Below are 12501 nucleotides of genomic sequence, written 5' to 3' on the forward strand. Positions count from 1 at the left end.
GTGAGATAGAAGCAAATACTAACCTTCTCGTTCAATCTATCAATGATATGGCAGAAAGCATTAAAGAGCAAACTGCAGGTATCACTCAAATCAATGAAAGTGTAGCTCAAATCGACCAAACCACTAAAGATAATGTAGAAATAGCTAATGAAAGTGCAATTATCTCTAATAATGTTAGTGATATAGCAAATAATATCCTTGAAGATGTGAAGAAGAAGAAGTTTTAGGTTTGCTTTAAATTTGTAAAATAATTTAATCATAAAAAGGAGTAAAGATGAAAAGAGTTTTAGTCCCACTTGCGGTAGGTTTTGAAGAAGCCGAATTTATAGGCATAGCAGATGTTTTAAAAAGGGCGAGTGCGATGAGTGGGAATTTGGAACTCATCATCGCTTCTTTAGATAGTGAGCTTTGGGTTAAGGGTGCAAATGGCATTTTTATTAAGGCGGAGTGTTCTTTAGAAAGTGTCGATACAAAAAGCCTTGACGCCATAGCCTTGCCGGGTGGTTTTGATGGTATGAATAATCTTAAAAATAATGGCACGATTTTAAGTATCATCAAAAAACTTCATAGCGACAAAAAGATTGTTGCGGCGATTTGTGCTTCTCCTATCGTTTTACACGCTGCTGGGGTTTTGAGTGAGGAATTTGCCTGCTATCCGGGGTGTGAGACTGGACTTAAGGGACAAAGGCTCGAAAAAGCTGTGCTTGTGAGGGATAATGTCATCACAGGAGCAGGACCTGCAACGGCGATTTTATTTGCTTTGGAACTTGCAAAAGCACTTTGCGGAGAGGAAATTTATAAGGCTTTATATGAGGGTATGCTTGTGCCTTTGAGTAGGGCTTGATAAGGCGGCTTTAACCGCCTTATTTCAATTTTCTTTAATGAGTTTGCTAATCTCCCCAACCTCAGGAAAACGCTCTCCGTCTTTTAAAGCTTTTTTAGAAAAAATGACCTTTCCGTCAAGCTCGACTATAAAATCTCCTCTACCACCGACTTCAAATGAGACTTTCACATCATTAAAGTCCTTTTGCAACTCTTCTGCAACCCTTGCAGCTTGAGGTTTGTAGTTTCACATTTGGCAGTAATAAATTTTAATTTGCATTTTGATCCTTTAAATTTAAAATTTGAGGATTTTAACGAAAAAAGATAAAAATGCTCTTTAAAATTCTTTAAATTCAGCAAAGATTTTTTATAATCTTTCTAAAAAATTTTAGCGAGGATTAGCAATGAGTCAATTTACACATCTTCACTTACATACAGAATATTCAATGCTAGACGGGGCAAACAAGCTTAAAGAACTCGCCCTCACGCTTAAAGAACAAGGTGCTACAAGCGTGGCGATGACAGATCATGGCAATATGTTTGGTGCGATTGATTTTTATCAAACGATGAGATCGCACGGACTTAAGCCTATCATTGGGCTTGAGGCGTATTTGCATAATATGGAGGATTTAGGCGATAAAAGCTCACGCCAACGCTTTCACTTATGTCTTTATGCGAAAAATGAAATAGGTTATAAGAATTTAATGTATCTTAGCTCGCAAAGTTATATTCACGGGCTTTATTATTATCCGCGTATTAATAAAAAGCTTTTAGAAAAACATAGCGAGGGGCTTATCTGCTCTTCTGCTTGCTTACAAGGTGAGGTTAATTGGCATTTAAATATCCATAATGAAAGAAATATCCGCTTTGGTGCGAAGGGCTATGAGGCGGCAAAAGAAGCGGCTCTTTGGTATAAAAGGGTGTTTGGAGATGATTTTTATTTGGAGATTATGAGGCACGGTATTAACGATCAAAGAGCTATTGATGATGATATTATAAGGCTTTCTAAAGAACTTGACATTAAAATTATAGCCACAAATGACACGCATTATACTTTTAAAGAAAGAGCCGAAGCACACGAGGTTTTTATGTGTATAGGTATGGGAAAAAGACTTAATGACCCTGATAGAATGCGTCATAGCGTCAAAGAATTTTATGTCAAAACAAGTGAGCAAATGAGCGAACTTTTTGCGGACATTCCAGAAGCTATTTCAAATACGCAAGATTTAGCAAATAAATGCAATTTAGAATTAAAACTAGGCGATCCAACTCCTCCAAATTTTAAATTTGCAAGAGAATATGCTAAGGAATTTAATGTTGCTTTAGCACAAGAGAATGTGGAATTTAGCTTTGAAAACGATGATTTAGTTTTTGAGCATCTTTGTAGAAAGGGACTTGAAGAGAGGTTAAAATTTGTCGATGAAAGCAAACACGATGAGTATAAAGCAAGGCTTGAAACGGAAATTAAAATCATCAAAGAGATGAAATTTTCAGGTTATATGCTAATCGTCCATGATTTTATCAAGGCGGCTAAGGATAAAAATATCCCTGTGGGTCCGGGCAGAGGCTCGGCAGCGGGAAGCTTAGTCGCTTATGCACTTAAAATCACAGACATTGACCCTCTTCCTTATAATTTGCTTTTTGAGAGATTTTTAAATCCTGAGCGTGTGAGTATGCCTGATATTGATGTGGATTTTTGTAAGGATAGACGCGATGAAGTGATTGATTATGTGATTGATAAATATGGTAGCGATAAGGTCGCACAAATAAGCACTTTCAATAAGATTTTAGCTAAAGGCGTGATACGCGATGTGGCTAGAGTTCTTGATGTTAGCATACAAGATTCCGATGAATTAGCTAAACTTGTGCCTGAAGAAAATAAAATCACTCTTGATGAGGCGTATGAAAAAGAGCCTAAAATAAGGGAATTTATAGAAAAACACCCTAAAGGCAAGGAGCTTTGGGAGTATGCTAAGGCTTTAGAGGGCTTAAATCGTAATGCAGGCATACACCCGGCTGGACTTGTGATTTCAAATGAAAGCTTATGGAATAAAATTCCACTTTTTAGACAAAGCAAAAATGATGAAAGGCATTTGATTACGCAGTATTCTAAGGATCATTTAGAGGATGTGGATTTGATAAAATTTGACTTTTTAGGGCTTAAAACACTTACGCTGATTCATAATGCTATTAAATTGATTAAAGAGCGTTATGGCAAAGATATTATTTGGGGAAATATTGATGTTAATGATGCTAAGGTTTATAAGACCATACAAAGCGGAAATACGCTTGGGATTTTTCAAATAGAATCTGATGGTATGCAAAGCCTCAATGCGCGTTTAAAACCTGAAAATTTTGAGGATTTAATCGCTGTTTTGGCTTTGTATCGTCCCGGACCTATGGAGTCTGGGATGCTGGATGATTTTATCGACAGGAAGCACGGGCTTAAAAAAATCATCTATCCCTTTGAGAGCCTCAAGGAAGTGCTTGAGCCTACTTATGGGGTTATTGTGTATCAAGAGCAGGTGATGCAAATTGTTCAAATCATCGGCGGCTTTTCTTTGGGCGGGGCTGATGTGGTGCGTAGAGCTATGGGTAAAAAGGACCCTGAAAAAATGGCAAAGCTTAAAGATGAATTTGCAAATGGTGCTGAAAAGCAGGGCTATAACCGTGCTAAGGCGGAGGATTTGTGGGAGCTTATCGTTAAATTTGCGGGCTATGGTTTTAATAAATCGCACTCGGCAGCTTACGGGCTTATTACCTTTCAAACGGCGTATTTGAAGACCTACTATCCTAGTGAATTTATGGCGGCTCTTTTGACAAGTGAGCAAAATAAAATCGAAAATGTTGCTATGTATATCGAAGAAATGAAAAAGATGAACATTAAGCTTTTGCCACCGAGGATTAATAAGGCTATCAGTGAATTTAGTGCCATTAAACAAGAGGACGGCACGGAGGCTATCGTTTATGGCTTGGGAGCGATTAAGAGCGTGGGCGGACCTGCGATTGAAAATGTTTTAGAATTAAGATCTAAAAATGGGGATTTTAAGGATTTGCACGATTTTTTAAGTAAAATTGACACAGCTAAGATTAATAGAAGAACCCTTGAGGGCTTTATTAAGGCGGGTTCTTTTGATGATTTTGGTTTTACAAGAAAATGCTTGTTTAATAATCTTGACACCCTAGCCGAAAGTGCGAGAAAAATGGCTGAAGTGAGAAAAAATTCTGCCAGTTCGCTTTTTGGTGCGGAGGAGTTAAATGCCGACACTAAAATTAATATCGTGGTGGATAATAGCGAATTTGAAGCTATGGAAAAACTTGGCTATGAAAAGGAAATTCTAGGAATTTACATCTCAGGGCATCCTTTGGATAAATTTTTTGAAGAAATTAACACCATAGAATACACCAAAAGTATAGATTTTGAAAATCTTAAGGGTGGTGGAGAAATTTTAAGCATAGGTAAGGTGGAAAATTTTAAAAGCTTGATGAGTAAGAGTGGCAAACGCTACGGCATACTTGAAATTTTGGACTTTTATTCTTCTTTTGAGGTAACCATTTTTGAGTCGCACATTGAGGAGATAGAAACCATCATCAAAGAGCGTAAAAATGACGCTTTTGGCTTTGTGCTTGGCTTTAGAAATGATGATGCAAGACTTAGTTTTACTCTAAAAGCAGTTCGCACTTTGGACGAAATTAAAGGTGGCGATTTTAAGGCGGTTAAAAAATATTCTTCTAAAAAATTTGAAAAGAAAAATGACTACACAAAAGAGCCTATGGAATTTGAAAATAACATCATCGAGCTTGATTTAAGTCGCTTAAATCGCGAGTTAATTTATGAAATTCACGAGTTAGCTAGAAACGCACATAATCCTAACGAAAAAGGCAATAAAAAGCTTGTTTTAAGGGTGATTAGTGTGGGGTCTTGTTTGCTTTATCATACGGATTTTATCATCTCAGATAGGGTAAGCGAGAAAATTTTAAGCAAATATGTAGGGTGAAAGTCCCTACTATTTTTTCCTATAAATTTCGTTTTTGACCTCTACGCACTCAAAGCCTTTTTTATCAAGCGTTACAATGCGTAAAAAGCCTCCATCATCGACCTTACCTTCACATAAAAATACTCTTTTGTTAAGTTTGGCAGGAAGTTTGAGGCGATTTCTGTGTCCAAAAATTTGGTAAAAGCTAAGTGGGTGATTTTGTAAAAATTCTTCCGCCACTTTTAAGCTATCATCATAATCACCCACGCCGTAAATAAAGTCATTACTTGGCACAAAGCTTAAATTTTCACTTTTTTTAGGCAAAAGTGTAATGCCCCCATGCGAGCAAAAGATTTTCTTCGAACCATATTTATACCACAAGCACTCTTTTAAGTGTGGGTAAAAATTCCTAGCGTCTTTTGGAGTGAGCTTTTCTTTGCGGAAATCTTTTAGAGTATTTTCGCTAAATTCTTTATAATTGACAAGTTCTCCATTTGCCCATTTTATCAAATATCTTTCGTGATTTCCCTCCAGCAAACACACATTTTCTTTTTCACAAATTTTAAGTAAAAATTTCAAAACCTTACCATTTTCAATGCCTCTGTCTATATAATCACCCAAAAAAATGTAATATTCATCATCTTTTAATTCCTTTAAGTATTTTTTAAGCACACTATAACAGCCCTGTAAGTCGCCGATGTGATGAATTTTTTTATATGCACTTAAATTTGGCATTTGATAAAGGCAATTTTTCCACTCATTTGGCTTTAAAACGGCGTATTTTTTGGGAATTTTTTTAAGCAAACTGTGTGTTTTTTCGAGTAATTTTGTCGGGATTAAAAAGCCTGTTTTCTGTGCTTCAAGGGCATTTCTTTGCTTACAAATATGAAGCGGAGTATCGCTAAAATCGATAATAAAAAGCTTATAGCGATACAGCGTAGCTAAATCTTTAAAGGATTTTAAAGCCTCATTATAGGCATTAATCACACAAAATTCGCCCTTTTGCATTCTTATTTTTAAAAAATAAAGCAAAATGCGATTAAGCTCATTGTCATTTTTATAATTAAGACTTTTTAAGCCACCGAGTGTATTTTTACTTCTAGCACTTAAAAATCTTAATTCATTAATATCAAGCGTATAGTCTTTTAGCTCATTTTGTAGGATAAATTCATCTTGCCCCGCGTGGTAATTTCCTCTTAAAATGAGTAAAATACGCAAAAAAATCCTAAATTTTCTTTAAAAATTCAGTCTTTAACACTAAAGTGCCAAATTTATCGACCTTAGCTTCGATTTCGCTGTCTTTATTTGTAAGTTTGATGTTTTTAATCGTTGTGCCACGCTTTAGAGTCGTGCTAGCACCTTTGACCTTTAAATCCTTAATCACACTCACGCTATCTCCAGCATTAAGCTCTGTGCCATTTGAATCCTTTGCCATTACTTCTCCTTTCTTTTATTTTTTTTCTTTGCGGCGATGATATTAAGAATTTCTGTTCCAAGAGCAAAGACCATAGCCACATAAATGTAAGCCTTGCCAAAGTGAAGCTCTAAACTCTCCGCCACTAAAACCACGCCTATCATAATCAAAAAGGCTAAGGCTAGAATTTTGATACTAGGATACTTCTCCACAAAATCTGCAATGGGCTTAGAGGCAAAAAGCATCACTAAAACTGCCAAAATCACCGCGATAATCATAATTTCAATATTATCCGCTATCCCTACCGCTGTAATCACACTATCAAGTGAAAAGACAATGTCTATAATGGCGATTTCGGCTACGACTACCCAGAGTTTGGAGCTTATTTTAATATGGGGCTTATCATCATCACTATGCTCACTTAAAATTTCTTCTTTAATTTCCTTTATGGACTTAATAATCAAAAACAAGCCCCCGAAAAATAAAACCAAATCCCTACCAGAAATTTCCCCCCAGTATTTAAGCCCTTCAAAGTCTGCTATACCGCCACTAAAAAAGGCAAAAAAGCTTAAGCTAAAAAGGGCTGCATTTTTGGCTTCCTCGCTTAAATTTCCCACATCGCCGACATAAAGAGAAAATAAAGGCGTTATAAGCTTCATCACCCAAAATAGCGAAAGCAAAAGCAAAATTCGCGTAACCATCGCAAAGCCAAGTCCTAAAATGCGCCCCTTATCCCTATGTTCTGGCGGAAGTTTGCTGACTAAAATCGCTAAAAAGATGATATTATCTACACCAAGCACAATTTCAAGTGCGCTTAAGGTGATGAGTGTTACCCACGCATCGGGGCTGAAAACCCATTCAAACATTATGTAAAAATCCTTCATTTATTTAAAAGGCATAATTTTATAATTTTAAAACAAATTAAGGCTTAAATTCAGCAAAAATACAAAAAAAAAAAAAAAATAGAATACGACTTCATTTTAAATTTAAGGAGTCAAAATGCAGGGTAAAATACTCGCTGATGGTCTTATTGGTGCAAATAATGGTAATCGTTATAGCTTTTCTGTTCAAGATGTAAGAAATTTAGGCAGTAAAACGATGAGTGATGTTATCAATGCCGAAGTGGATTTTGAGATTGATGGGACAAATGCGAAGTCTATATTTATCACAAAAAATTCCATAAGCATTGGAAATATTATACAAGGAGGCGATAGTATTAGTTCTATTAAAACAAAAGCTTATATTTATGTGGCTGGAATTTTTCTTGGTGTTATACCTGTTATAGGCTGGATTTTTGGACTTCTTGGGGGTTGATTTGGGAGGAATGATTGTGGGATTTTCCATTGCTGGAGGTTTTATTATGGGCTTAGACAGCCGCAGTGGGTTTAGCTTTGGAACGATAGCTTTTATTATGCTTGGTGCGTTGATATGCCTTGGAGGTTTGGTGTTTGGCTATTTTTATTATAGAGACTTAGCTGCAGTTACAAATGAAAAATTCTTTTTATACGCTTTTATATGTCGTGCGGTTGCGATTTTTACACTTTTTATTCCTATTTTGGGTATAATTGTCGCAAACATTGTTGAGCTTATTGCTTGGATTAAATTTAAAGAAATCAAAAAGAAAGAGGCTTTGTAAATTTGCTACACTTTTAAAGGCAAGTATTTTTGCCTTTACTTCTTTTATTTTTATTATTTTCACAATATTTTGATTTGCAATTTGTTTTTTTTCATAAAATCACTTAAATTTATTTTAAGGATTACTATGAATTGTTTTAATCATAATGAAAAAGTTGCCGTTGGTGCTTGTCAAAATTGTAATGTAGGGCTTTATAATGAGTGCGTTACAAACGCTTTTAAGATAGATAATAAGCCTATTTGTAAGCCTTGTCATTTGACTATGGTGGAAAACTATATTGTAGAGCTTAAAAAAGAATTGAGCCAAATCACACTAAAAAAATCATTTGGAGCGTGATTTTAGCGATAGGTTGTATAGTTTTGCTATCTCCTTTTGCGGAAGGTATTTCATTTTCAATTGAGCATTATCTTATCGCTTGTTTTATTTGGGCTTTTGCTGGATTTGCAGAAAGAGCTCAAAAAATTGGAGTTTGAAAATACTGCCGCTGGAGTAAGAGAAAAATTGGAAGAGAATAGAATGTATGCCGATAATACCATTTGGATTGTTTGGATTTTTAAATTTGCATTTTTTATCCTTAGGGGTGCATTTTTCCCACTTTTTTATTTAAATTTAATGCTCTTTGGCTCAATAAAACTTCAAAACGAGCTTAAAGAGTGTGAAAAAATTAAAATGGAATTAAACGCTTAAGGCTTTTGATTAAGCTTAAATTTTATAAAATCTAAAATGATGAGAAGATTTTTAGATTTTAAATTTGTTTTTTTGATACTTTTTGTTGATTTATCTGCTTTACTTTATGGAATTTCGACCTTAAGCATTAGCGAAGATGAGGCAGAAATTTATTTTAACGGCTCGAATTTGCTTTATTATTTTACACATTTTGGGACGCTTTTATTTGGGCAAAATGACTTTGGACTGCGTTTTGTTTTTTTGCTTTTTCATTTTTTAAGTTGCATTTTGCTTTTTTTACTTGCTTTAAAATACACGAAAAAAATGAGCGATAGCATTTTTTCTCTTTTGCTTTTCATCTTACTTCCCGGCACCGTGGCAAGTGCCTTGCTTGTCAATGAAGCTTCCTTTGTCATCTTGCTTTCTTTAGCCTTGCTTTGTGCGTATGAATATGAGAAAAAATGGCTTTTTTATCCGCTTTTTGTGCTTGTTTTATTTGTCGATAAATCCTTTTCTATCCTTTTCCTTACTTTTTTCTTTTTTGGAATTTATAAGAAAAATGGCTTTTTATCTATCTTTTCTTTAACGCTTTTTGTTTTGAGTGTGTTTTATTATGGTTTTGACACGGGTGGGAGACCTAAGGGCTATTTTTTAGATACTTTAGGCATTTTTGCAGCGTGTTTTTCGCCCTTAGTTTTTGTTTATTTTTTTTATGTGATTTACCGCCTTGCCTTTAAAAAAGATAAAAGTTTGCTATGGTTTTTAATGACTACAACTTTTCTTTTTTGCTCTTTGCTTTCTTTAAGACAGAAGCTTTATTTGGAGGATTTTTTGCCTTTTTGTGTGATTTGCACTCCTTTGCTCATTAAAACCCTAATGCAAAGTTACAGGGTAAGATTGCCCAAATTTAGACTAAAATATAAAATTTTCATAGAATGTGCGGGGTTTTTTTTGCTTTTTTGTTATTTTATCATCGTGGCAAATCAACTTTTATATTATATCATCGATGAGCCAAAAAAGCATTTTGCTTACAATTACCATTTAGCAAAAGAATTAAGTCTTGAGCTTAAAAAAGAAGGTATTACAGCCCTAAGAGTCGCTGAAAACTTACAAAAAAGACTGGAATTTTATGGCATTAAAAATAGCGATTTTTATTATCTTAAGGCTTTAAAAAAGGGCGAGAGCTTGGATCCTAAGCTAAAAACTATACAATTTTCTTTTGGTAAGCACCGAAAAATTTATCAAATTAAAAGTTTTGAGCGTGAAAAAAGCCTTTAGTTTGCTTGAACTTGTGCTTGTGATGATGATTTTGGGCATACTGATAAGTTTTGCAGGTTTTAATTTAAAGCAAGATAAGCTAAGCGAGGGTGCAAGAAGTATTTTAAATGATATTTTATACACGAGAAATTTAGCTCTTATGCAAAACTCTTTTAGAGCAAACGAGCTAAGCCACGCTAAAAGAGAGTGGTATAAAAGCAGATGGCAGCTTTATTTTATCAATTCTGCGGCAAGTAATTATGCGCAAACTTATACAATTTTTTTGGATAAAAATGGCGATGGGAACGCCAATTTGGGCAAGCTTAATGTGAATTTGGATAGAGAAATCGCCATAGATATTGTAAATCCTATGAAATTGATGAATTCAGGACAAAGTGGAGTGATTCATAAAGATGATGAAAAGGCGAGTGCGAGGTTTAATATTGAAAAAAGATTTGGCATAGAAAAGGTTGAATTTAAGGGTGCTTGTAGTGGGACTACGCGTATTATTTTTGATGAATTTGGACGGCTTTATTCTCCTTTAAGAAGTGCCAAAAATCCTTTTGACAAAAGCCTTGCTAAAAGCTCTTCTACTTGCATTTTACGCCTTAATTCTAAATATAAAAAGCAAATTTGCATTGTCATAGACACATTAAGCGGTTATGCTTATATCCCAAAATCTAGCAATTTTAACACGCAATTTGTTTTTTTAAAAAATAAAATAGTTGAATGTGGTAAAATATGATTTTTAATAAAACAAGTAAGTTCTATAAATTATAATTTCATTTTATTAAATAATAAAAATTATTAAAAAAATTATTTTATTAAGAAAGGACAAAAATGTTAAAAAATTTAGGCATTTCAGCTAAACTTTATTTAAGCTTTTCTTTCATTATCGTTATTATGTTGCTAGTTGCGTTTTTTTCTATGGCTAAGGTAAATTTTTTAGATGATGCTTTAAGAATGACCACAGATAGAAATGCTCTCATTTCGCGTCAAGCGATAAATTATAGGGGAAGTGTGCATGATAGGTCGATTTTGGTGCGCGATGTGCTTTTGATCAATAATGATAGGGCAGATTTGGAGCAGACTTTAGCGGAGATTAGAAAGCTTGAGGAGGATTATGATAGGGCGGATAAGGTTTTGATAGATATTTTAAACAGAGTCGGCGATGCTAATGAAAAAGCTATGTATGAAGATATCGCTAAGACTAATGCTATCACAAAAAAACTTTACGAAGAGATTATTAATCAAGTCATTACAAAAGGCAATAAAACAGTCGCCACAGAGCTTTTACTCGATGAAGCTAGGGCTAAATTTATTTTGTGGTTAGCACAGATTAACAAATTGATTGACTATGAAGAGGCTTCAAGTCAAAAATTAACTGGTGAATCACTTAAGGCAACAGGCTCTTTCGGAATTACTATGCTAAGTGTTGTAGGTGCTGCTTTAGTATTTGCTTTATTCATTGCTTATTTTATCGTTTCTTATATTAAAAAATCTGTTGGAGGTGAGCCAAATGAGGTCAATCGCGTTATTAAAGAGGTGGCAAATGGAAATTTAACCCAAAAGATTGATACAAATTACAATGAAAGCATACTTTATGCAGTGGGAAAAATGCAAGAGCAATTAAGAAACATAGTTGAACAAATGCTTCACACTTCAAAGAATTTAAATGAAAAAGTAGATTTAGCAGTCGAGCGTTTTGTGGAGACGGAAAAATCTGTAATTATTCAGGGTAAAACCTCAAGAGAATCGGCACAAAAGATTAAAGAGATTAGTCAAAAAACACAAAATGTTTCTCAAATTGCTTTAGAAACGGAGCAAAATTCAAAAGATACGACAGAAATTTGTGAAAATAATAAAAAATCCGCCGAAGATACCGCTTCGCAAATGGAATTCATTGCGGATAATTCTTCTAAAATTTCTCAGCAAATCAATTTGCTTGATGAGCATGCTAAAAACATAGGCACAAGCACGGAGTTGATTAGTGAGATTACAGAGCAAACAAATTTACTCGCACTAAACGCCGCCATAGAAGCAGCTAGAGCCGGTGAAGTAGGGCGTGGCTTTGCGGTTGTGGCTGATGAAATTCGCAAACTTGCAGAAAAAACAGGCTCGGCAACAGAGCAAATTGCGATGATAAACAAGAAAATTCAAGAAGAAACTTTAGCCACTGTGGGTGCCATTGAAGAATCTATTCCTCTCATTTCACAAGGTAAAGTTTTAAGTGAGGGCGTTAGAGATAGCGTAGAGATCATCTTTAATCAAGCAAATGATAGTCTTATCAAAGCACAAGAGGTTAATAAAGAGGTCGCAGAACAAGTGAATTTGATGAATGAGATTGAAGAAAAAATTAATTTTGTCGCAAGTATTTCAGAGCAAACGCAAAAAGCAGTTGGAGAAAATAGAAATTCTATGATGGAACTTAAGGATCTTAGCGATAATCTTCAAAGAGAAATTCAAATTTTTAAACTTTAAAATAATTGGAGATTTTAAATCTCCAATCCTCCCCAACTTTAACCTCCCCTTAAGCTTTCCTCGCTACAATTTCATTTCTTTTTTGTTTTTACCCTTAGCTTCTTAGCCATAGTAAAAACCTAAAAAAGTCTTGTTCTTTAACACCAACATTGTTATTTAAATCTTATAGTCAATCTTTGAAATCTAAATAAGTGACGATTGAGCCAACTTTACTATATATTAGTAAAGCTAAACAAATAAAAGTTTTA

The 12501-nt window shown here is 34.5% G+C and carries 13 protein-coding genes and 2 pseudogenes; 11 read left to right on the top strand and 4 right to left on the bottom strand.

The annotated features are described in order from the left end of the window. Together NYG92_RS08795 and NYG92_RS08800 are read left to right on the top strand one after the other, a co-directional pair. A pseudogene (locus NYG92_RS08795) lies at positions 1-227 on the top strand (methyl-accepting chemotaxis protein); the annotation flags it as partial. A 47-nt stretch (positions 228-274) separates the two neighbouring features. Further along, positions 275-844 carry a DJ-1 family glyoxalase III gene (locus tag NYG92_RS08800; RefSeq protein ID WP_289234173.1) on the top strand — a complete coding sequence of 190 codons (570 nt, stop codon included), beginning with the start codon at positions 275-277 and terminating at the stop codon, positions 842-844. A 24-nt stretch (positions 845-868) separates the two neighbouring features. Here NYG92_RS08800 and NYG92_RS08805 read toward each other — a convergent pair whose 3' ends face one another. Continuing rightward, complete coding sequence (locus NYG92_RS08805) at positions 869-1102, bottom strand: SelT/SelW/SelH family (seleno)protein (protein WP_270977980.1); 234 nt, start codon at positions 1100-1102, stop codon at positions 869-871. 124 nt (positions 1103-1226) lie between these two features. Between NYG92_RS08805 and dnaE the strand changes: the two genes are divergently transcribed. Continuing rightward, positions 1227-4820: a DNA polymerase III subunit alpha gene (gene dnaE / locus NYG92_RS08810; RefSeq protein ID WP_289234174.1), complete on the top strand. Its 3594-nt coding sequence runs from the start codon at positions 1227-1229 to the stop codon at positions 4818-4820. Between the two features lie 9 nt (positions 4821-4829). On the opposite strand, the gene NYG92_RS08815 is transcribed toward dnaE, so the two are convergent. The 3 genes from NYG92_RS08815 to NYG92_RS08825 are packed head-to-tail and all read right to left on the bottom strand — an operon-like array spanning position 4830 to position 7079. Next, a complete protein-coding gene (locus NYG92_RS08815) occupies positions 4830-6017 on the bottom strand; it encodes a metallophosphoesterase (protein WP_289234175.1) in 1188 nt (395 codons plus the stop codon). A gap of 7 nt (positions 6018-6024) precedes the next feature. Then, on the bottom strand, positions 6025-6234 hold the full coding sequence (locus tag NYG92_RS08820; protein WP_004278129.1) for an alkylphosphonate utilization protein: 210 nt from the start codon (positions 6232-6234) through the stop codon (positions 6025-6027). Next, positions 6234-7079, bottom strand: coding sequence for a TerC family protein (locus tag NYG92_RS08825; protein WP_220726150.1), 846 nt, complete (start codon positions 7077-7079; stop codon positions 6234-6236). Before NYG92_RS08825 ends, NYG92_RS08820 begins: the two co-directional genes overlap by 1 nt. A gap of 133 nt (positions 7080-7212) precedes the next feature. Between NYG92_RS08825 and NYG92_RS08830 the strand changes: the two genes are divergently transcribed. From NYG92_RS08830 to NYG92_RS09215, 8 genes and pseudogenes are all read left to right on the top strand, one after another. Next, a complete protein-coding gene (locus tag NYG92_RS08830) occupies positions 7213-7527 on the top strand; it encodes a hypothetical protein (RefSeq protein WP_289234176.1) in 315 nt (104 codons plus the stop codon). Positions 7528-7543: 16 nt separating this feature from the next. Further along, positions 7544-7849 (top strand): hypothetical protein, encoded by a 306-nt coding sequence (locus tag NYG92_RS08835; protein WP_289234177.1) that lies wholly within the window; start codon positions 7544-7546, stop codon positions 7847-7849. A gap of 126 nt (positions 7850-7975) precedes the next feature. Next, the gene (locus tag NYG92_RS08840; protein WP_270966777.1) at positions 7976-8185 is read left to right on the top strand and encodes a hypothetical protein; all 210 of its coding nucleotides are present in this window, start codon (positions 7976-7978) and stop codon (positions 8183-8185) included. Between the two features lie 60 nt (positions 8186-8245). Next, positions 8246-8536 (top strand): hypothetical protein, encoded by a 291-nt coding sequence (locus NYG92_RS08845; protein ID WP_270966778.1) that lies wholly within the window; start codon positions 8246-8248, stop codon positions 8534-8536. A 39-nt stretch (positions 8537-8575) separates the two neighbouring features. Next, entirely contained in the window at positions 8576-9793 is a 1218-nt protein-coding gene (locus NYG92_RS08850; RefSeq protein ID WP_289234180.1) for a glycosyltransferase family protein, read from the top strand. Then, positions 9777-10517, top strand: a complete 741-nt coding sequence (locus NYG92_RS08855) for a pilus assembly FimT family protein (RefSeq protein ID WP_289234178.1) — start codon at positions 9777-9779, stop codon at positions 10515-10517. The genes NYG92_RS08850 and NYG92_RS08855 overlap by 17 nt, the downstream gene beginning before the upstream one ends. Before the next feature lie 95 nt (positions 10518-10612). After that, positions 10613-11149, top strand: a pseudogene (locus NYG92_RS09210) (MCP four helix bundle domain-containing protein); the annotation flags it as partial. Positions 11150-11665: 516 nt separating this feature from the next. Then, positions 11666-12253, top strand: a complete 588-nt coding sequence (locus NYG92_RS09215) for a methyl-accepting chemotaxis protein (RefSeq protein ID WP_432264809.1) — start codon at positions 11666-11668, stop codon at positions 12251-12253. Positions 12254-12501 lie beyond the last annotated feature (248 nt).

The organism is Campylobacter felis (assembly GCF_030250085.1).
In the GTDB taxonomy this organism is placed as follows: Bacteria; Campylobacterota; Campylobacteria; order Campylobacterales; family Campylobacteraceae; genus Campylobacter_D; species Campylobacter_D upsaliensis.

Coding starts and splice junctions, on each gene's coding strand:
- dnaE (WP_289234174.1), top strand. CDS start 1,227: ATGAGTCAATTTACACATCTTCACTTACATACAGAATATTCAATGCTA.
- NYG92_RS08830 (WP_289234176.1), top strand. CDS start 7,213: ATGCAGGGTAAAATACTCGCTGATGGTCTTATTGGTGCAAATAATGGT.
- NYG92_RS08825 (WP_220726150.1), bottom strand. CDS start 7,079: ATGTTTGAATGGGTTTTCAGCCCCGATGCGTGGGTAACACTCATCACC.
- NYG92_RS08820 (WP_004278129.1), bottom strand. CDS start 6,234: ATGGCAAAGGATTCAAATGGCACAGAGCTTAATGCTGGAGATAGCGTG.
- NYG92_RS08840 (WP_270966777.1), top strand. CDS start 7,976: ATGAATTGTTTTAATCATAATGAAAAAGTTGCCGTTGGTGCTTGTCAA.
- NYG92_RS09215 (WP_432264809.1), top strand. CDS start 11,666: ATGGAATTCATTGCGGATAATTCTTCTAAAATTTCTCAGCAAATCAAT.
- NYG92_RS08800 (WP_289234173.1), top strand. CDS start 275: ATGAAAAGAGTTTTAGTCCCACTTGCGGTAGGTTTTGAAGAAGCCGAA.
- NYG92_RS08850 (WP_289234180.1), top strand. CDS start 8,576: ATGAGAAGATTTTTAGATTTTAAATTTGTTTTTTTGATACTTTTTGTT.